Origin of the sequence: Neorhizobium sp. LjRoot104, from assembly GCF_964253725.1 — a bacterium.
Lineage (GTDB): Bacteria > Pseudomonadota > Alphaproteobacteria > Rhizobiales > Rhizobiaceae > Neorhizobium.
The window spans coordinates 1032866-1052644 of the sequence record NZ_CAXURS020000001.1 but is presented as its reverse complement, the minus strand read 5'-3'; the positions used below and the strand labels follow the sequence as shown (position 1 = coordinate 1052644).

20 protein-coding genes and 3 tRNA genes are annotated in these 19779 nt (G+C 61.0%); 3 read left to right on the top strand and 20 right to left on the bottom strand.

The window, feature by feature from the left end:
- Positions 1-99: 99 nt before the first annotated feature.
- The 13 genes from nuoI to ACSQ8R_RS05295 form a co-directional block, all read right to left on the bottom strand.
- The gene (gene nuoI, locus ACSQ8R_RS05355; RefSeq protein WP_113131579.1) at positions 100-591 is read right to left on the bottom strand and encodes an NADH-quinone oxidoreductase subunit NuoI; all 492 of its coding nucleotides are present in this window, start codon (positions 589-591) and stop codon (positions 100-102) included.
- A gap of 46 nt (positions 592-637) precedes the next feature.
- The gene (gene nuoH, locus ACSQ8R_RS05350) at positions 638-1681 is read right to left on the bottom strand and encodes an NADH-quinone oxidoreductase subunit NuoH (protein ID WP_436252426.1); all 1044 of its coding nucleotides are present in this window, start codon (positions 1679-1681) and stop codon (positions 638-640) included.
- An 8-nt stretch (positions 1682-1689) separates the two neighbouring features.
- Positions 1690-3771, bottom strand: coding sequence for an NADH-quinone oxidoreductase subunit NuoG (gene nuoG / locus ACSQ8R_RS05345; protein WP_436252425.1), 2082 nt, complete (start codon positions 3769-3771; stop codon positions 1690-1692).
- A gap of 69 nt (positions 3772-3840) precedes the next feature.
- Entirely contained in the window at positions 3841-4575 is a 735-nt protein-coding gene (locus tag ACSQ8R_RS05340; protein ID WP_436252424.1) for a 5' DNA nuclease, read from the bottom strand.
- Positions 4576-4579: 4 nt separating this feature from the next.
- The gene (gene nuoF / locus ACSQ8R_RS05335) at positions 4580-5884 is read right to left on the bottom strand and encodes an NADH-quinone oxidoreductase subunit NuoF (protein ID WP_037080528.1); all 1305 of its coding nucleotides are present in this window, start codon (positions 5882-5884) and stop codon (positions 4580-4582) included.
- Between the two features lie 89 nt (positions 5885-5973).
- On the bottom strand, positions 5974-6915 hold the full coding sequence (gene nuoE / locus ACSQ8R_RS05330; protein ID WP_436252423.1) for an NADH-quinone oxidoreductase subunit NuoE: 942 nt from the start codon (positions 6913-6915) through the stop codon (positions 5974-5976).
- Between the two features lie 16 nt (positions 6916-6931).
- A complete protein-coding gene (locus tag ACSQ8R_RS05325; protein WP_436255383.1) occupies positions 6932-7192 on the bottom strand; it encodes a hypothetical protein in 261 nt (86 codons plus the stop codon).
- Positions 7189-8379, bottom strand: coding sequence for an NADH-quinone oxidoreductase subunit D (locus tag ACSQ8R_RS05320; RefSeq protein ID WP_436252422.1), 1191 nt, complete (start codon positions 8377-8379; stop codon positions 7189-7191). Before ACSQ8R_RS05320 ends, ACSQ8R_RS05325 begins: the two co-directional genes overlap by 4 nt.
- A gap of 77 nt (positions 8380-8456) precedes the next feature.
- Entirely contained in the window at positions 8457-9059 is a 603-nt protein-coding gene (locus tag ACSQ8R_RS05315; protein ID WP_436252421.1) for an NADH-quinone oxidoreductase subunit C, read from the bottom strand.
- A gap of 32 nt (positions 9060-9091) precedes the next feature.
- Positions 9092-9673 carry a NuoB/complex I 20 kDa subunit family protein gene (locus ACSQ8R_RS05310; protein ID WP_113131585.1) on the bottom strand — a complete coding sequence of 194 codons (582 nt, stop codon included), beginning with the start codon at positions 9671-9673 and terminating at the stop codon, positions 9092-9094.
- Positions 9664-10029 carry an NADH-quinone oxidoreductase subunit A gene (locus ACSQ8R_RS05305; RefSeq protein ID WP_436252420.1) on the bottom strand — a complete coding sequence of 122 codons (366 nt, stop codon included), beginning with the start codon at positions 10027-10029 and terminating at the stop codon, positions 9664-9666. The genes ACSQ8R_RS05310 and ACSQ8R_RS05305 overlap by 10 nt, the downstream gene beginning before the upstream one ends.
- 264 nt (positions 10030-10293) lie before the next feature.
- Positions 10294-10370 (bottom strand) — tRNA-Asp (locus ACSQ8R_RS05300).
- A gap of 67 nt (positions 10371-10437) precedes the next feature.
- Positions 10438-10514, bottom strand: a tRNA-Asp gene (locus tag ACSQ8R_RS05295).
- A 264-nt stretch (positions 10515-10778) separates the two neighbouring features.
- Between ACSQ8R_RS05295 and ACSQ8R_RS05290 the strand changes: the two genes are divergently transcribed.
- The 3 genes from ACSQ8R_RS05290 to ACSQ8R_RS05280 all read left to right on the top strand — a co-directional run bounded on the left by ACSQ8R_RS05290 (position 10779) and on the right by ACSQ8R_RS05280 (position 13681).
- Positions 10779-10854: transfer RNA gene (locus tag ACSQ8R_RS05290), tRNA-Val, on the top strand.
- Between the two features lie 441 nt (positions 10855-11295).
- Positions 11296-12675 (top strand): enoyl ACP reductase FabMG family protein, encoded by a 1380-nt coding sequence (locus tag ACSQ8R_RS05285; RefSeq protein WP_436252419.1) that lies wholly within the window; start codon positions 11296-11298, stop codon positions 12673-12675.
- Between the two features lie 181 nt (positions 12676-12856).
- On the top strand, positions 12857-13681 hold the full coding sequence (locus ACSQ8R_RS05280; protein ID WP_436252418.1) for a DUF2189 domain-containing protein: 825 nt from the start codon (positions 12857-12859) through the stop codon (positions 13679-13681).
- A 27-nt stretch (positions 13682-13708) separates the two neighbouring features.
- On the opposite strand, the gene ACSQ8R_RS05275 is transcribed toward ACSQ8R_RS05280, so the two are convergent.
- The 7 genes from ACSQ8R_RS05275 to ACSQ8R_RS05245 all read right to left on the bottom strand — a co-directional run bounded on the left by ACSQ8R_RS05275 (position 13709) and on the right by ACSQ8R_RS05245 (position 19647).
- Positions 13709-14071 (bottom strand): cytochrome C oxidase subunit IV family protein, encoded by a 363-nt coding sequence (locus ACSQ8R_RS05275; RefSeq protein ID WP_436252417.1) that lies wholly within the window; start codon positions 14069-14071, stop codon positions 13709-13711.
- A gap of 7 nt (positions 14072-14078) precedes the next feature.
- Positions 14079-14798: a heme-copper oxidase subunit III family protein gene (locus ACSQ8R_RS05270; protein WP_436252416.1), complete on the bottom strand. Its 720-nt coding sequence runs from the start codon at positions 14796-14798 to the stop codon at positions 14079-14081.
- A 37-nt stretch (positions 14799-14835) separates the two neighbouring features.
- Positions 14836-15555: a cytochrome c oxidase subunit 3 gene (locus ACSQ8R_RS05265; protein WP_436252415.1), complete on the bottom strand. Its 720-nt coding sequence runs from the start codon at positions 15553-15555 to the stop codon at positions 14836-14838.
- Entirely contained in the window at positions 15552-17330 is a 1779-nt protein-coding gene (gene ctaD / locus ACSQ8R_RS05260) for a cytochrome c oxidase subunit I (RefSeq protein WP_436252414.1), read from the bottom strand. The genes ACSQ8R_RS05265 and ctaD overlap by 4 nt, the downstream gene beginning before the upstream one ends.
- Before the next feature lie 49 nt (positions 17331-17379).
- Entirely contained in the window at positions 17380-18198 is an 819-nt protein-coding gene (locus ACSQ8R_RS05255) for a cytochrome c oxidase subunit II (RefSeq protein ID WP_436252413.1), read from the bottom strand.
- A gap of 130 nt (positions 18199-18328) precedes the next feature.
- A complete protein-coding gene (locus ACSQ8R_RS05250) occupies positions 18329-18718 on the bottom strand; it encodes a c-type cytochrome (RefSeq protein WP_436252412.1) in 390 nt (129 codons plus the stop codon).
- A gap of 281 nt (positions 18719-18999) precedes the next feature.
- Entirely contained in the window at positions 19000-19647 is a 648-nt protein-coding gene (locus ACSQ8R_RS05245; RefSeq protein ID WP_436252411.1) for a TetR/AcrR family transcriptional regulator, read from the bottom strand.
- Between the last annotated feature and the right edge of the window lie 132 nt (positions 19648-19779).

Genomic DNA, 19779 nt, shown 5'->3' with positions numbered 1-19779 from the left:
GTCGAAACCCGGCCTTGTGATAGGCGCCGGGCATTTCATCCAGATGTCACCGGCTCACTGCCCGCTGAGTGGGGGCGGCGCCGGACAAATAACCCCGCCTTAGCGGTAGGGCGAGTCGATTGCGATGTTGCGAGCGATTTCGCGCTCCCAGCGGTCGCCGTTTTCCAAGAGACGCGCCTTGTCGAAATAGAGTTCTTCGCGCGTCTCGGTCGAAAATTCGAAATTCGGGCCTTCGACGATCGCATCGACCGGGCAGGCTTCCTGACAGAAGCCGCAATAGATGCACTTCACCATGTCGATGTCGTAACGCACCGTGCGGCGGGTGCCGTCGTTGCGGCGGGGACCTGCCTCGATGGTGATCGCCTGGGCAGGACAGATCGCCTCGCACAGCTTGCAGGCGATGCAGCGCTCCTCGCCGTTCGGATAACGGCGCAACGCATGCTCGCCGCGGAAACGCGGAGAGACGGGGCCCTTCTCGAACGGATAGTTGATCGTCGCCTTCTGCTTGAAGAAGTAGCGCATCGACAGGAAGAACGCCCCGACGAACTCCTTCAGGAACAGCGAATTCACGGCCTGGCCGAGACTTGCCATGTTTATTCTCCAATACTGCCGGAAGCGTTGGGGGACACGTTCATGATCATGCCCATCCCATCAGCTTCAGCACGAATGCGGTGATGACGACCATGGCGAGCGACAGCGGCAGGAAGATCTTCCAGCCGAGACGCATGAGCTGGTCGTAGCGGTAGCGCGGTACGAAGGCCTTCACCATGGCGAACATGAAGAAGACGAGCATCGACTTCAGCATGAACCAGACGATGCCCGGCACCCAGTTGAGGATCCAGATATCGACCGGCGGCAACCAGCCCCCGAGGAACAGGATGGTCGTCAGCGCGCACATAAGGCAGACGGCTGCGTATTCACCGAGCATGAACATCATGTACGGGGAAGAGCCGTATTCGACCATGAAGCCGGCAACCAGTTCCGATTCCGCTTCGGGAAGATCGAAGGGCGGGCGGTTCGTTTCGGCCAGTGCCGAGATGAAGAACACCACGAACATCGGGAATAGCGCCAGCCAGTGCCAATCCAGGAAGGAAGCGGGCAAGCCCATCATTGTGCCGAGGCCGTTATGCTGGGCGTTGACGATGTCGGTCAGGTTCAGCGACCCGACGCAGAGCAGCACGGTGACGATGACGAAGCCGATCGAGACCTCGTAGGAGACCATCTGCGCCGCCGAGCGGAGCGCACCGAGGAACGGGTATTTCGAGTTCGAAGCCCAGCCACCCATGATGATGCCGTAGACTTCGAGCGAGGAGATCGCAAAGATATAGAGGATGCCGACATTGATGTTGGCGATCACCCATCCGTCCGCAAGCGGCACCACGGCCCAGGTCGACAGGGCCAGAAGCACGGCAACCAGCGGCGCGAGCAGGAAGACGGCCTTGTTGGCGCCGGCCGGAATGACCGGCTCCTTGAAGACGAACTTCAAAAGGTCGGCGAAGGACTGAAAGAGACCGAAGGGACCGACGACATTCGGACCGCGGCGCAGCTGGACGGCTGCCCAGATCTTGCGGTCGGCGAGCAGGATGTAGGCGATGAAGACGAGCAGGCAGACCAGCAGCAACAGCGACTGCGCTACCATGACGAGGCCCGGCCAGACGTAGATGGAAAAGAACGAATCCATGTTCAAAATTACTCCGCCGCAGCCTGGAAATTGTTGCGGGCCAATGCCGAGCATTCAGCCATGACGGCAGATGCGCGGGCGATCGGGTTCGTCAAATAGAAGTCTTTGATCGGCGACGCAAACCCGGACTTGGTCATAGCACCAGCTTTTTGGCCGAGTGCGGCAATTTCGTTCACCGAGCCTGTTGCAATCTCGTCGATGGCGGCGAAATGCGGGTAGTCCGCGTAGAGTTTCGCGCGCAGAGCATTGAGCGAATCAAACGGCAGCTTGCTTCCGAGCACGTCGGAAAGGGCGCGGATGATCGCCCAGTCTTCGCGGGCCTCGCCCGGCGCGAAGCCGGCGCGGCTGCCCATCTGGACACGGCCTTCGGTATTGACCCAGGTGCCCGACTTTTCCGTGTAGGCAGCGCCCGGCAGAATGACGTCGGCATTGTGCGCGCCGGCATCGCCGTGGCTGCCGATATAGACGGTGAACTTGGCACCCTTCTTAGAGAAGTCGAGTTCGTCGGCACCGAGCAGGAAGAGAACATCCATGCCGGCGAGCTGGGCGGCGGCATTGGCGCCGTTGGCGCCAGGCACGAAGCCGAGGTCGAGGCCGCCGACGCGGGCAGCGGCGGTGTGGAGAACCGCAAAGCCGTTCCACTCTTCGGTCAACGCGCCGACCGAACCGGCAAGCTGGGCAGCGGCGGCGAGGATGGCCGCGCCATCCGGACGGGAGAGAGCCCCCTGCCCTACAATGATCATCGGGTTCTTGGCTGCGCGCAGCTTGTCGGCGAAGCCGTTCGAGCCGGAAGCAAGATCGGAGAGCGTTTCAGCGCCGGCACCGAGATAGTCGTAGACGTAGCGCAGTTCGCTGACTTCGCCGATCACGCCGATCGGGAAGTTGCCGCGACGGAAGCGCTTGCGGATGCGGGCGTTGAGGACAGCTGCCTCGAGGCGCGGATTGGCACCGATCAGAAGCAGAGCGCCGGCCTGTTCGATGCCCTCGATCGTCGGGTTGAAGAGGTAGCTTGCGCGGCCGAGCGACGGATCAAGCGCCGTCCCGTCCTGGCGACAGTCGAGGTTTTCCGAGCCGAGCGACCGGATCAGCTCCTTCAAAGCGTACATTTCCTCGACCGAGGCCAGATCGCCGGCAATCGCGCCGATCTTGGCTGCCGAAGTGCCGGAAACGGCGGCCTTGATGGCGCCGAAGGCTTCGCCCCAGGAGGCAGCCTGAAGGCGGCCATTCTTTCGGACGTAAGGCCGGTCGAGGCGCTGGGTCTTCAGTCCGTCCCAGATGAAGCGGGTCTTGTCGGAAATCCACTCCTCGTTCACCTGCTCGTTGACGCGCGGCATGATGCGCATCACTTCGCGGCCGCGGGTATCGACGCGGATCGCCGAGCCGACGGCGTCCATGACGTCGATCGATTCGGCCTTGTTCAGTTCCCACGGACGGGCGGTGAAGGCGAAGGGGCGCGAGGTCAGCGCACCGACCGGGCATAGGTCGATGACATTGCCCTGCAGTTCCGACGTCATGGCGCTTTCGAGATAGGTGGTGATCTCGGCATCCTCGCCGCGGCCGATCAGGCCGAGTTCGGAAATGCCGCCGACTTCGGTGGTGAAGCGGACACAGCGCGTGCAGTGGATGCAGCGGTTCATCACGGTCTTGACCAGCGGGCCGATATACTTGTCCTCGACGGCGCGCTTGTTTTCCGTATAGCGCGAACTGTCGATGCCGAAGGCCATCGCCTGGTCCTGCAGGTCGCACTCGCCGCCCTGGTCGCAGATCGGGCAATCCAGCGGATGGTTGATCAGCAGGAATTCCATCACGCCTTCGCGGGCCTTCTTGACCATCGGCGTGTTGGTGAAGACTTCCGGCAGTTCGCCGTTCGGGCCGCCGCGGATGTCGCGCACGCCCATGGCGCAGGAGGCTGCCGGCTTCGGCGGTCCGCCCTTCACCTCGATCAGGCACATGCGGCAATTGCCGGCAACCGAAAGACGTTCGTGGAAACAAAAGCGCGGGACCTCGGCGCCGGCTTCCTCGCACGCCTGGAGCAGCGTGAAATGATCCGGAACCTCGACCTCTTTGCCGTCAACCTTCAGCTTAACCATCGTCTCACTTGCGTCCTTAGTTCCATCCTTGGGTCTCCTGGGGGTCAGGCGACTCGGGGACATATTCTTTTATTTCAACAGAGCTTTCGCCTGGCCGACCCAATCGTCGCGGCCAATGCGTCCGTTCAATCCCAATTCGCTGTCGAAGCGGGCGATATCGGCTTCGCCCCAGGCAGCGACCTGCGCCAGGTTCGTGACGCCCAAGCCATTCAGCACTTCCACCAGCTTCGGACCGATGCCCGAAATCTGCTTCAGATCGCCGCCGCCAAGTGCCTTGGCCTTGGTCACCTTCGCCTTGGACGCCTTGACCGCCCTCGCCTCGACCGCCGGCTTTGCCGGAGCCTTCGGAGGCACGGTCTTCGCCGTCGCAACCTTGGCCTTGACGGCCGGCTTCGTGGCCGGTTTGGTCTTCGTCGCCGTCACTGCAGCCTTGGGTGCCGGTGCGGCCGCTTTTGGCTTCGGCTTTTCAGCGGCAGGTACAGGCTCCGCGGCTACGGCCGCGGCGACCGGCGCCTGTGCTGGAGCCGGCGTTTCAGTAGCCATGGACGCTTCAGCCGGGACCTCGGCGGAAGGAGCTTCGCCGGCGGCCTTCTGGCGATTGCCTGCTTCCATCGCGCCCTGCAGCGCGCCAAAGAAGGCACCGGCCATCTGGCTGGCGATGCCGAAGCTGATCGCCGTTGCAGCCGCCATGTTCGCCATCAGCGGATTGAGCTTCATCGCCTCGGAAAAATCGGACACGCGCGCGGGATCGAGCGCCGGACGATCCGCCGCCTCCCCTTCATGCTCTTTGCCCGACTTGGTCACGTGGCTACTCCGCAGCTTCCAGGACGGCGCCATGTGCCGTCGCGTTTCGGGTATACTGGTCGATACGCGCCTCGATCTCGGGACGGAAATGCCGGATCAGGCCCTGGACAGGCCAGGCCGCCGCATCGCCGAGCGCGCAGATGGTGTGACCTTCGATCTGCTTGGTCACCTGGAACAGCATGTCGATTTCGCGCTTCTGGGCATTGCCCTTGACCATGCGCTCGAGCACGCGCCACATCCAGCCCGTGCCTTCGCGGCACGGCGTGCACTGGCCGCAGCTCTCGTGCTTGAAGAAGGCCGAGATACGGGCGATCGCCTTGATGACGTCGGTGGACTTGTCCATGACGATGGCGCCGGCCGTGCCGAAGGAGGAGCCGACGGCGCGCAGGCCGTCGAAATCCATCTGGCAGTCCATGATGTCCTTGGCCGGTACGATCGGGCAGGATGCGCCGCCCGGAATGACCGCCAGCAGATTGTCCCAGCCGCCGCGGATGCCGCCGGCATGCTTGTCGACCAGTTCGCGGAAGGTGATGCCCATCACTTCTTCGACGGTGCACGGCTTGTTGACGTGGCCGGAGAGCATGAACAGCTTGGTGCCGACATTGTTCGGACGGCCCATGGACGAGAACCAGCCGGCGCCGCGGCGCAGGATGGTCGGGGCAACGGCGATCGATTCGACGTTGTTGACCGTCGTCGGGCAGCCATAGAGGCCCATGTTTGCCGGGAACGGGGGTTTAAGGCGCGGCTGGCCCTTCTTGCCTTCGAGGCTTTCGAGCAGCGCGGTCTCTTCGCCGCAGATATAGGCACCGGCGCCGTGATGGACGTAGATGTCGAAATCCCAGCCAAGCTTGTTGTTGCCGCCGAGCAGGCCGAAATCATAGCACTCGTCGATCGCCGCCTGCAGCGCCTCGCGTTCGCGCATGTATTCGCCGCGCACGTAGATATAGGCGGTATGGGCACCCATGGCGAAACCGGCGATCACGCAGCCTTCGATCAGCGTATGCGGATCGTGGCGCATGATTTCGCGGTCCTTGCAGGTGCCGGGCTCGGATTCGTCGGCATTGACCACGAGGTAATGCGGACGGCCGTCCGATTCCTTCGGCATGAAGGACCACTTGAGGCCGGTCGGGAAGCCAGCACCACCACGACCGCGAAGGCCGGACGCCTTCATCTCGTTGATGATCCAGTCCCGGCCCTTCTCGATGATTTCCTTGGTGCCGTCCCAATGGCCACGGCTCATCGCGCCCTTCAGGGACTTGTCCTTGAGGCCGTAGATATTGGTAAAGATGCGATCCTGATCTTTCAACATGATCTATTCCACAAGTCCGTAGCGATTACGCCGGTTGTCAGTCGATATAATGCAGCCTTTTTCAAAGGCCGCACACAAATTCTCTAGTCTCACGCCTCGCCCTCGGTCGTGGTCTTGCGCCGCGTGCGCTTCGGCTTCAAGTCCCCGGAGACCGCGCCCTCTTCCGGCGGGGCGCCTTCTGCGGCGCTGCCGGGCGTCTTCGGAGCCGATTTGCTCTTGGCGGTCGCCGAGAGGGGCTGCTGCTCCGCGGCCTTGGCATTCGCGGCGGCAGCCTCGGGAGCGGTGACGGGGGTCTTCAGTTTCGGGTCCGTCTCCGGCGCCGTATCCTTCGGACGACCGGCATCGGCCGGCGGGACGCTTGCAGCGGCAGCAACCTCTTCGGCGTTCGGATGCGGGTCTAGATTGGTGCGAACCGGCCTGATCTCGTCGTTCAACGTCTGCGGTCCGCCCTCGGGGGCCGAGAAGATGCGGTCGATCTGCGGGCCGGGCTTCACCTCGTGGCCCTTGCCGGCCTCGAAAGCATCGATGATCTCTTCGAGGCGCTCAGGCGTCAGATCCTCATAGGCATCCTTGAAGATGATGACCATCGGCGCGTTGACGCAGGCGCCCTGACACTCGACCTCTTCCCACGACAGCGTGCCGTCGGCGTTGAGCGCGAACGGGTCGTGATGGATCTTGTGCTGACAGACCTTCATCAGGTCTTCGGCGCCGCGCAGCATGCAGGGGGTGGTGCCGCAGACCTGGATATGGGCGCGGGTGCCGACCGGCTTCAGCTGGAACTGCGTGTAGAAGGTGGCGACTTCGAGGACGCGGATATAGGGCATGTCGAGCTGGTTGGCGACGAACTCGATCGCCGCGCGGGTCACCCAGCCGTCCTGCTCCTGCGCCCGCATCAGAAGCGGGATGACAGCCGATTGCTGCCGGCCCGCCGGATATTTCCTGATCGTTGCCTCGGCCCAGACGGAATTCTCGTCATTGAAGGCGAATATTGCCGGCTGCACCTGGTCTTCGGCTAATCGACGAACGGACATTCTTTTCCACGCCTTATCAGTTTATGGATCCACACCGCGATTTCGTGAGCGACACGAATTCGCAGGCATAGGCAGACTTGTCTTTCTGCATGAACACTATGAACTTTGTTCCACTGGGAACGGAGGTCTTGATCTCATATCCTTCGGACAGGAGATCGCGCATCGATTTCGATCCGCCGGCTTGCGTCGAAATCGCGCCGTCCGTCTGAGCCTGCTGCGCGAACGCAACCGGGGCAGCAGACAGAAGGCCAGCGAAAACGACAGCGCGGAGCATCAGCGGTCCACCTCACCGAAGACGATGTCGAGCGAACCGAGCACCGCCGAAACGTCGGCGAGCTGGTGTCCCCGACAGATGAAATCCATGGCCTGGAGATGCGCATAGCCCGGCGCGCGGATCTTGCAGCGATACGGCTTGTTGGTGCCGTCGGCGACCAGGAAGACGCCGAACTCGCCCTTTGGCGCCTCGACGGCTGCATAAACCTCGCCCGCCGGCACGTGATAGCCTTCGGTGTAAAGCTTGAAGTGGTGGATCAGCGCTTCCATCGACCGCTTCATCTCGCCACGCTTCGGCGGCACGACCTTGCCGTCCGTGGACGAGAACGGGCCGGTCCTGGCATCGCCGAGCAGGCGGTTGACGCACTGCTTCATGATCTTCACCGATTCGCGCATCTCGATCATGCGGATCAGGTAACGGTCGTAGCAGTCGCCGTTCTTGCCGATCGGGATGTCGAATTCCATGTCCGAATAGCACTCGTAGGGCTGCGAGCGGCGCAGGTCCCAGGCAGCGCCCGAACCGCGCACCATGACGCCCGAGAAACCCCAGGCCCAGGCGTCCTCGAGCTTGACGACGCCGATATCGACGTTGCGCTGCTTGAAGATGCGATTGCCGGTGAGCAGGTCGTCGATATCGTCGAGCTTTTCCGGGAATTCATCGCACCACTTGCCGATATCCTCGACCAGCTCCGGCGGCAGGTCCTGATGGACGCCGCCCGGACGGAAATAGGCGGCATGCATGCGCGAGCCGGAGGCGCGCTCATAAAACACCATCAGCTTTTCGCGCTCTTCGAAACCCCAGAGCGGCGGCGTCAGAGCGCCGACGTCCATCGCCTGCGTGGTGACGTTGAGGAGATGCGAGAGGATGCGGCCGATTTCCGAATAGAGCACGCGGATCAGCTGGCCGCGGATCGGGATCTGGATGTCGAGAAGCTTTTCGACGGCGAGCGCGAAAGCATGTTCCTGGTTCATCGGCGCGACGTAGTCCAGGCGGTCGAAATAGGGAACCGCCTGCAGATAGGTCTTGCTCTCGATCAGCTTCTCGGTGCCGCGGTGCAAAAGACCGATATGCGGATCGACGCGCTCGACGATTTCGCCGTCCAGCTCCAGCACGAGACGAAGAACCCCGTGCGCCGCAGGATGCTGCGGCCCGAAATTGATGTTGAAGTTACGGACGTTATGTTCAGTCATGCTGCTCGCTCCATGCCGGGCGGATAACCGCGCCAAGCGGGAAAGAAGTGCGGTTGGCCGGCGCTGATGCGTCGGTCTCAGGCCTTGGCTTTTTCGTCACCGGGAAGGACGTAGTCGGTCCCTTCCCACGGGGACAAGAAATCGAAACTGCGGAATTCCTGGCGCAGCTCCACGGGTTCGTAGACGACGCGCTTGGCGTTGTCGTCGTAGCGAACCTCTACGAAACCGGTGGTCGGGAAATCCTTGCGCAGCGGGTGACCCTCGAAACCGTAATCCGTCAGGATGCGGCGCAGGTCCGGGTGGCCGGTGAAGAGGATCCCGTACATGTCCCAGGCTTCGCGCTCGAACCAGTCGGCGCCCGGATAGACCGGGCAGGCCGACGGAACGGGCTCGTCCTCGGCGGTCGCGACCTTGATGCGGATACGCTGGTTCTGGCGGGGCGACAGAAGGTGGTAAACGACGTCGAAACGCTTTTCGCGGGCCGGATAATCGACGCCGCAGATATCGATGAAGCTGATGAACCCGCACTGCACGTCGTCGCGCAGGAAGGTGAGCAGCGGCAGCAGGGTTTCCGCAGTCGCAGTCAACGTCAGCTCGCAATAGGCGACCTGCGCATCCGCCACCAGCGACGGGCGCGCTTCGCGAATGTAGGTCGAAAGCTCGTTCAGGGCTTCACTCATGATCTTGTCCAATTACCCTTGGCCTGTGGCCCTCAGCGCTCGATCGTGCCGGTCCGCCGGATCTTCTTCTGCAGCAGAAGCACACCGTAAAGCAGCGCCTCCGCCGTGGGGGGACAGCCCGGAACATAGATATCGATCGGCACGACGCGGTCGCAGCCGCGCACCACCGAATAGGAATAATGATAATAACCGCCGCCATTGGCGCAGGAGCCCATCGAGATGACGTAACGCGGCTCCGGCATCTGGTCATAGACCTTGCGGAGCGCCGGCGCCATCTTGTTGGTCAGCGTACCGGCGACGATCATCACGTCCGACTGGCGAGGCGAGGCGCGCGGCGCGAAACCGAAGCGCTCGACGTCGTAGCGCGGCATCGAAAGCTGCATCATCTCGACCGCGCAGCAGGCAAGGCCGAAGGTCATCCACATCAGCGAGCCCGTGCGGGCCCAGGTGATCAGTTCGTCGGTGGAGGTGACGAGAAAACCCTTGTCGGCGAGCTCATTGTTGATCTCGCCGAAGAACGCGTCGTCGCTGCCGACGGGCTTGCCGGTATTCGGATCGATAATGCCCTTGGCCTGCGGCGCGACGAGGGTGCTGCCGTTGTCGACTACTCCCATTCGAGCGCTCCTTTCTTCCATTCATAGATGAAGCCGATCGTCAGAACGGCCAAAAATACCATCATCGACCAGAAACCGAACCAGCCGATGGCGCCGAAAGACACCGCCCACGGGAAAAGGAAGGCGACTTCGAGGTCGAAGATGATGAAGAGGATCGAGACCAGGTAAAATCGAATGTCGAACTTCATTCGGGCGTCGTCGAAGGCGTTGAAGCCGCATTCGTAGGCCGACAGCTTTTCCGAATCGGGCGCCTTGAAGGCGACGGCGAACGGCGCAACCAGAAGCGCGATGCCGATCACCAGGGAAATGCCGATGAAAATCGCGATCGGGATATAGGAAGTGAGGAGTTCACTCATTGTATTCGATCCCAGCTTGCCTGAAGCGTCGGGAGACGACGCCTGAATATCAATGCACAGGCAAAGCGAACGTGCATTGCAACAAGCCGTGGTTAGCGCAGCCGAAGCCGCGGCGCAAGCGTTTTGAATGTCGCATCCTGTGCCAAAATGGAGCATTTCAAACGATTACCGGCGGCTGTATCACAGCGACAACCAAAGACGGCGAGCAGGAAGGCCGGCGAAAGCCAGGTCGTTTTCAGTGAATACGCTTTTCCGTGCGATAAATGGCGCGAGTGACGGGGCTCGAACCCGCGACCTCCGGCGTGACAGGCCGGCACTCTAACCGACTGAGCTACACCCGCGCATAATGCCGACTGACGGCACGCCCTTTACGCAAAAGCGCAAAAAGCGGATTGTTCGAGAAGAGAATGGCGCGAGTGACGGGGCTCGAACCCGCGACCTCCGGCGTGACAGGCCGGCACTCTAACCAACTGAGCTACACCCGCGCATTTCTCTTGAGGTCGAAACCTCCTCACCGGGCGACCTCGATCGCTCGGTTGAGCGGCTAACTAAGAGGTTCGGGATCGGGTGTCAAGCGCGTTTCAAGACAAAAGGATGACGTCCCGTCGCTTTAGCTTCCCCTGCCCCCGTCCAGCCGGCTCTTCCCCAAAATTTTCAAAAAAACATCATGAAAGGCCTTGCGGTTTTTCCGCGATCCGCATAGATCACGGCCACCGACGCGGCGGGCTTCAGGCTCCGCAAACGCGAACGGGCGATTAGCTCAGTTGGTAGAGCGCCTCGTTTACACCGAGGATGTCGGGAGTTCGAGTCTCTCATCGCCCACCATTCCCTTGAAAAAAACCAAGCCTTCTAGCCTTAAAAACGGAAGCGCACGGACCTGGTCCGGAAGCTCAAAAAACTCATCAGCATGCTCCTGGCTCGTCAGAAGATGCCGCGCTTTGTAGATGACCATTTCCGCTGTTACGCAGGGCTATCCCATGACTTGTCGAAGGCGTCATCAGCGGCTCGCCCAAAGACATCGTCATCGGCCGCGTCAGGTCGGGCCATCCGAAGGACGAGCGTTTCCAGCGGACTCGTTTCGGTATCGGCGCCGATCTCCAACGGCCTCGGCATTTCGCCGCATTCTAGGAACGGCAGAGACCGACTTCACGTTTTGAAATGAACGGTCACCGAAAATGAGTTCCCATTCGGCGCAAGTGCGGTCATGTCTTTGTGAAGCTCGTATGAGCCATTGCTCGACGACACACGAATCAAAGAGCTGACAGCATGGAAAATCCGGTTGCACTGAATCGTCTTTCCGAGAACACGGTCTTCCGTAAAGGCGATGTTTTCGTACTCTTCGGCGAACTGTTCGGCCGCGGATACGCCACCGGCTTGCTCGAGGAAGCCAGGCGGGCTGGAATGGAGATCGTGGGGATCACCGTCGGGCGGCGCGACGAGAACAACGCGCTGCGGCCACTCGACGCCGAGGAACTGTCTTCGGCAGAGGCCCGGCTGGGCGGCAGGATCATCAACATACCGCTTATGGCGGGTTTCGATCTCGATGCGGCCGCAGGTGGCCCAACTCCCACCGATCTCCTGGCAAAGATGACGCTTGAGAGCTGGGAACACGACAAGCTCGATTGGGACTATATCGGGCAATGCCGCGACATCGCCACTGCCCGTTTTACGGAGTCGCTTTCAAAAGTCATGGCCGTTCTCGACGGAATGATCGCCGCTGGCCGCAATGTTTTCTTCGCCCACACAATGGCCGGAGGCATCCCGAAGGCGAAGGTATTCCTGGTCGTCGCCAATCGAATCTACAAGGGGACCGGAACCCGCCACATGTCGTCGCAGACCTTGATCGACAGTGATCTGGGGAAACTCATCCTGCAGAATTTTGACGACGTCTCCGCAAATACCTTTCGCCATCTCATTGATTTCAGCGCGGCGATCCGCGAGCGCGTGGAAGCTTCGGGCGGTCAGACACGATATACGGCCTATGGTTACCACGGATCGGCGGTCCTCATTGACGGAAGTTATCGTTGGCAGACCTACACCAACTACACCCAGGGTTATGCGAAGATGCGGCTCGAAGGCATTGCAGAGGAAGCCTGGGCGACAGGGATCAAGGCGACTGTCTATAACTGTCCCGAAATCCGGACCAATTCGTCCGATGTGTTCACGGGTATCGAGCTGCCCCTGATACCGCTGCTGCTTGCGTTGAAGAAAGAAAACGGTGGCCAGTGGGCAGACGAGCAGTGGCAGGCCTGCCAGCAGCTTCTGGCAGACGGCTTAACCATGGAGGATGTGTTCCGGAAGATCACCGACATGCAGGCCAGCGAGGTCATGCGCCCGTTCTATGACTTTTCGGCATGGCCCATGGCAAACAGCCAGGCACAGGCCGATTTGACCATCGGCACGTCCAACGCGATCACCCAGATGCATCGGGATAGCAAGTCGATGATCAGCGACCTCCTGAGCGGTCTCGTCGTGAAGGCAACCGGGCAGCTCATTTTTGGCGAATCTTCCGAACCCTCCGGTCCCGTCCTGTGGCTCAACCACGATATCGTGGCTCGGCGACTTAACGCTTCCCACCCGCATTCGAAGTCTTCCGAGCCGCATGTCGCGCATGGAACGGAATCCTCGCACCTTGAGATGGCGTGACGGCTTCCCGGCTTAGCTTGGAAGCTGGCAGCAGTTCTGCGCCATAGGATGCGCCGCTGGTCAAGTTTCGACCGGGGGCGTATAATCTCCAAGCGTGCAGGTTCAGTCCTATGGCGCCGTTCCTCACGCGGGCATCCGTTGTGGTCGTTTTTGTCTGTGACAAGAATGGAGAGGAATTGTTATGGCACATTTTCACGTGATCGCGGGAGGCGCCAAGAAGATGGCCTATCCCACCGTGCGGCGCATCAATGTGGCAGATGTCTTCAACTCGCTGCGTCAGGGGTTGGATGATTTCTGGACCAAGCCGTCGCACTACGTCTTTCTCTGCCTGATCTACCCTATAGCCGGCGTGGTCCTCGCCTATTGGACATCTGGTGCCAATGCGCTGCCGCTGCTGTTTCCGCTCATGTCAGGCTTTGCCCTGGTCGGTCCGATAGCGGCGCTGGGTCTTTATGAAATCAGTCGCCGGCGGGAGCTTGGCCTTGACACCTCCTGGCAGCATGCGCTCGAAATCAGGCATTCTCCGGCGGTCCCGGCAATCCTTGCCATCGGGCTTATGCTGGCGGTGATTTTTATCCTGTGGCTTCTGACGGCGCAGTCGCTCTATGTCAGCCTGTTCGGGCCGGAACGGCCGGTATCGCTGATGACCTTCTTCAACGAGGTGTTCTCGACGAGCAGGGGCTGGCAGCTGATCCTCTACGGCAATGCCCTCGGCTTCCTCTTCGCTCTGGCCGTGCTTTGCACCACAGTCATTGCATTTCCGCTGCTTCTGGATCGTGACACCGGTGCGGCGACGGCGGTCTATACCTCGATGAAAGCCTTCGCGGTCAATCCCATGGAATTCATACTCTGGGGGCTCATCGTGGCGGTGCTTCTGTTCATCGGTTTTGCGATGTTCTTTGCCGGTCTGGCTATCGTGATCCCCGTACTTGGCCATGCGACCTGGCATCTGTATCGCAAGGTCGTTGAACCGGAAACCGGCATGGGGAATAGCGGCGGTCGGTAGCTCGGAAACCGGATTGGGCACTGCTCGTCAGGGAGCAGTGCCGAAGAAGGCGAGTCGGGTGAAGATCGTGTAATCGGCCTCCGATACCATCAGCGCGACGAAAACCAACACCAGCAGCGGCGGCAGCAGGATGGCGTAGACGAGCGCCAGCCGTTCCCAGGCCATGTGCATGAAGACGGCAACGATCAGCCCGGCTTTCAGCATCATGAACAGCAGGATCAGCGTCCACCTCAGATAGCCCTGAATACCGAGGTAATCGACCATGTAGGAAAGGGCGCTGAGCACGAAGAGCAGGCCCCAGACGAAGAGGTAGAGCCGGATCGGATGCTGCTGTCCGGTTTGGAGCTGCTGTCCAGCTTGGATGTGTGCATGCGCCGTTGTCTCGTTCATGACGACCTCACCACAGATAGAAGAATGCGAAGATGAAGACCCAGACCAGATCGACGAAGTGCCAGTAGAGGCCCATGATCTCGACGGCCTCGTAGCGGCCTCGCCGGCTGGTGAAGAAGCCGCGCCGTTCCTCATCGAAATCACCCCGCCAGACTTTACGGGCGACGATGAGGAGGAAGATGACGCCGATCGTGACATGGGTGCCGTGAAAGCCGGTGATCATGAAGAAGGTCGATCCGAACTGCGCTGCCCCCCAGGGGTTTTCCCAGGGGCGCACGCCTTCGGTGATCAGCTTCGTCCACTCGAAGGCCTGCATGCCCACGAAGCATGCCCCGAGAAGCGCCGTCAGCAGCAGCAGCATCGCGGTCCTTTGCCGGTCGCGGCGATAGCCGAAATTGACCGCCATCGCCATGGTGCCACTGCTCGAGATCAGCACGAAGGTCATGATTGCGATCAGGATCAGCGGCACGTCCTGGCCGCCGATATGCAGCGCGAAGACCTCGCTCGGATTGGGCCATGCGACCGGCGTCGATATGCGGGCCGTCATGTAGGCGATCAGGAAACAGCCGAAGACGAAGGTGTCGCTGAGCAGAAAGATCCACATCATCGCCTTGCCCCACGAGGCGGTCTTGAAGGCGCGCTGGTCCGACGCAAAATCGGCGGCGACACCGCGCAGGCCCGCCGGCCCGAGATCTGGTTCGCCGTGTGTCCCGACAGTCTGTGCCATCTGCAAATCTCCTGGTTGAGCTCCCTTGGTTCAGCCCCTAGTTCAGCAATGTGCGGCAGAGATCGACGAAATCATTCGCCCACCCGGCAAAGAGCGCAAAGAGCAGGAGCCAGACGACGAGCATGAAATGCGAATAGATGGCGGAAAGATCGACGCTGAGGCGCAGCCTGTCCGGCCGAATGTCGCTCGCGAATGCCCTGACCGTCGTCAGAGCAAGCACGGCGAGCCCGCCGAGGATATGCAGGCCATGCAGGCCGGTGAGCATGTAGAAGAAGCTGTTGGCGGGATTGTCGGCCAGCACGTAGCCGGCCGCCGTCAGTTCCCGCCATGCCTGGACCTGTCCGACGAGAAAGAGGACGGCCAGGGCAAAGGCGGCAGCAAGTACCGGCCGCAGGCTTTCCATGCGGCCGTGGCCCGCTTCTCGTCTCGCCCATTGCAATGCGAGACTGCTCAGGGCGAGCGCTGCGGTGTTGACCCAGAGCAGCCGGGGAACAGGTGTGGCCCACCAGTCTGCCGACGCCATGCGCATGAAATAGGCGCTGACGGCAAGACTGAAGAGTGCGCCGACGACGCCGAGAAACACGAAGAGGCCGATTTTTACCGCCGGCACAGGCGGCTGTTGCCGATCGGCGCCGTGACGATCCGGCAGCTGCACGGACCCGGTTTCGAGCCAGGGTTTCGAGGTCAGCCGCTGTCCGGCCAGCCACCAGACGATGATGGCGCCGATGACGGCAAGGAAGGCCAGCGTGACGTTCATGCCGGAACCTCCCGTGTGACGCCGCCGCTTGCCGGCACTGTCTGTGGTATGAAGTCCTCGGCCGCTCCCGGTACGCTGTAGTCATAGGCCCAGCGATAGACCACCGGCAACTCCTTGCCCCAGTTGCCATGGGCGGGCGGCGTCTGTGGCGTCTGCCATTCCAGCGTCGTTGCCCGCCATGGATTGCCGCCTGCCTCTCTTCCCCGAAAAAGGCTCCAGACCAGGTTGAACAGGAAAACCATCTGCGCGGCCCCGACGATCAGCGCCATGACTGTTATGAAGATGTTCAACGTATGGGCCGAAGGCGGAACGAAGGCCGTCTCTCCAAGCTCGAAATAGCGGCGTGGCACGCCGAGCAGCCCGAGGTAATGCATCGGGAAGAAGATCGCATAGGTACCGAGGAAGGTGACCCAGAAATGGATCTGGCCGAGCGTCTCGTTCAGCATGCGTCCCGTCACCTTCGGATACCAGTGACAGATCGCCCCGAAGATGACGAGGATCGGCGCCACACCCATGACCATGTGGAAATGCGCGACGACGAACATCGTATCCGACAGCGGCACGTCAACGACGACATTGCCGAGGAAAAGGCCCGTCAGGCCGCCGTTGACGAAGGTGACGATGAAGGCGAGTGCAAAGAGCATCGGCAGCGTCAGGTGGATGTCGCCGCGCCACAGCGTCAGCACCCAGTTGTAGACCTTGATCGCCGTCGGGATGGCGATGATCAACGTCGTGGTGGCGAAGAAGAAGCCGAAGGCCGGGTTCATGCCGCTGACATACATGTGGTGCGCCCAGACGATGAAGCTGAGCGCGCCGATGATGACGATCGCCCAGACCATCATGCGATAACCGAAGATGTTCTTGCGTGCATGCGTGCTGATGAGGTCCGAAACGATGCCGAAGGCCGGCAGTGCGACGATATAGACTTCCGGATGCCCGAAGAACCAGAACAGGTGCTGGAACAGGATCGGGCTGCCGCCGCCATGCTGCAGCTGCTCGCCCATTTCGACGATGGCAGGCATGAAGAAGCTCGTGCCGAGCAGGCGGTCGAACAGCATCATGACGCAGGCGACGAACAGGGCTGGGAAGGCGAGCAGCGCCATCACGGTGGCGGTGAAAATGCCCCAGACGGTGAGCGGCATGCGCATCAGCGTCATGCCGCGCGCGCGTCCCTGCAGCACGGTCACCACATAGTTCAGGCCGCCCATGGTGAAGCCGATGATGAAGACGATCAGCGAGGTGAGCATGAGGAGGATGCCCCAGTCCTTGCCGCCAGGCGTACCTGACAGGACGGCCTGCGGGGGATAGAGCGTCCAGCCGGCCCCTGTCGGACCGCCGGGGGCGAAAAAGCCCGCGGCCAGGATCAGGACGGCGAGCAGATAGATCCAGTAGCTCAGCATGTTCGCATAAGGGAACACCATGTCTCGCGCGCCGACCATCAGCGGAATGAGGTAATTGCCGAAGCCGCCGAGGAACAGCGCGGTCAGGAGATAGATCACCATGATCATGCCGTGCATGGTGATGAACTGATAATAGTGGTCGGCATCGATGAAGGCGAAATAACCGGGAAAGGCAAGCTGCAGCCGCATCAGCCAGGAGAGCACCAGGGCCACGAGGCCGATCGAGATGGCGGTCAGCGAATATTGCACGGCGATGATCTTGGCATCCTGGCTGAACACATATTTCGTCCACCAGCTTCTCGGATGATAAAGCTCGACATCCTCGACCTCGGCGGAGGGGATGGCGCCTGCGCTGCCGGATGGAATCTCGACCATGATGTCTCTTCCCTTTCCTGCCGATGCGGCCTGAAACCGCTTCGCCGGTTCAGTTTGCCGGCGGCGGCTCTCCCGATGACGCCATAAGCTGGGTGAATGTCTGTTGCTGTCCGAGCCAGGTCTGATAGTCCGCCGCTTCGTCGACGACGACGGTCCCGCGCATTTGCCCGTGGCCGACGCCGCAGAGCTCGGCACAGAGAATCTCGAAGGTCCCCGTCCGCGTCGGCGTGAACCAGAAATAGGTGATCATGCCGGGAATCATGTCCATCTTGGCGCGGAATTCCGGCACGTAGAAATCGTGGAGGACATCGACGGAGCGCAGCAATATGCGCACCGGCTTGCCGATCGGCAGATGTAGCTCGCCGCCCTCGATGATCACGTCGTCGAGGCCGCTTGCGTCGCTCTTGTTCAGGCCGAGCGGATTGTCGGGGCTCACGTCGCGCGTCTCCGCGCGGCCGAGCTTTCCGTCCGCGCCCGGCAGGCGGAAGCTCCACAGCCACTGCTGGCTGACGACCTCGACCGGCACGGCATCGTCAGGCACTGTGATGAACTGGTTCCAAACAACCAGGCCGGGCGCCAGCATCGCCGCGACGCCGACCGCCGTTCCCCCCGCCAGCAGCACCTCCAGCCTGCGGTTCTCCGGCTCGTAGGCCGCGCGGTTGCCTGGCTTGTGTCGGAAGCGAAAGACGCAATAGGCCATGAACGAAACCACCGCCACGAAGACGATGCCGGTGATCCAGAAGGTGATGACGAGCGTGCTGTCGATATAGGTCCAGTTGGAGGCGATCGGCGTCCACCACCACGGGCTCAGCACATGGAACAGCACGGAGCCGACAACAATCAAGACGAGAATCAGCACAACAGCCATTTCCGCCCCTCCCTGAGCAGGTCGACCGTGAAACCGCATTCCGCAAAAATACCGGGTTATTATCGCACGAATGGAAAAGATGGGCAATTACTGCAATTTAGGCATGTCCAGTCGGTGGCCTCTCGGCCGGTTACTGGGAATATTGCTTGAGATAGGCGATGAGATTGGTGATCTCCTGCTCGTCCTTCACGCCGACGAAGGCCATCTTGGTGCCCTTCACCTTCGCTTTTGGATTGTGCAGATAGTCGCGCAGCGCCGCCTCGTCCCAGACGAGGCCGCCGTCTCCGGCCTCTTTCATCCCGCTCGAATAGGCGAAATTAGGATGCGTTCCCGCCTTTCGGCCGAACAGCTTGTTCAGCGACGGACCGACCTTGTTCGTATCGGAATCGACGATATGACAGGTCGCGCATTTCTTGAAAACGGTGGCGCCCGCCGTCGCGTCACCTTCCTGAGCTAGGGCTTCAAGCGAAGAAATGGCGACGATGGACGCGCCGATCAACAGAACAACACGATAGGTCATGGCAAACCTCATCCTCCTCAAGGTTGCCCAATCGCCACATCATCCACCGTCATCCTCGCGCGGATATGTTTGCGAATACTAAAAAAGTAGTCCTTCGGGTTGGTAAGTCAACCGGCCCCACAAGAGGTCGCGGATCATATTTGGCCCAATGGCCCTAACGGCGACTATTGTCGTTGGGCAGCGCAACGGACCGGCGGAGTAACCGCTACCACCCTTTGTGCCGGCTTAGCAGGCGTTGATGTCAGTGCGAGCATCCAGAATATCATGCAAGTAGTCTTGGGCTATCCGCCCGCGTGGTCGTTGCCACCGTGCGCGGCGATGAACATGGCGACGGCTGAGCGGCAATAGGATTCGATCTCGTCGTCGTCCTCTGCTCTCGCCTGATCGAAGCGTGCGATAATCAGGAGATCGGATCCTTTGAAAAGCGCGGCAAACAAGCGGGCGGAGCGGAGAGGATCGGGCACGTTCAGAACCGCCTTCGCGTGCAACTGGCGCAACAGGGCCTCGATCTGGGCGATGATATGGGCGGGGCCGGCTTCGTAGTGGAGCTTGCTCAAAGACTTTTGGCTCGTGACGTCGGCCATGACCATGGCTTCGACATTGCGGACCTCCGGGCGCAGAAGCGTGCGAAGCAGCGATGATCCCACCGTCATGAGCTGATCTTCGGCCGAACCGTCGATACCTTCAAACAGGGTCTCGGGTATAAACTGCTGGCAACGGGCAGCAAAGGCCGCGCCGAACAGCGCCTCCTTGTTCTCGAAGTGCCTGTAAATGCTGAGCTTGGATATCTTCGCTCGATGGGCGACCTTGTCCAATGTCGTCGCTTGAAAACCCAGTTCCGCAAAGAGTTCGCCCGCGGTGTCGACTATGGTTTGGCCAAGCGCCTCGTTTGCGGGCCGACCGCGCCGGCCTCGACTATTTTCGGTCATGTCAATTCCAGTCCTTGACAGTATCTTTATTATCGAATTACGATACCATTCAGTTTCACAAATATGCAAGCCAAAATGCGCCGACCTACAGCACGAGGGTGCCATGCAACGACGAACATTGCTGAAGCTGGC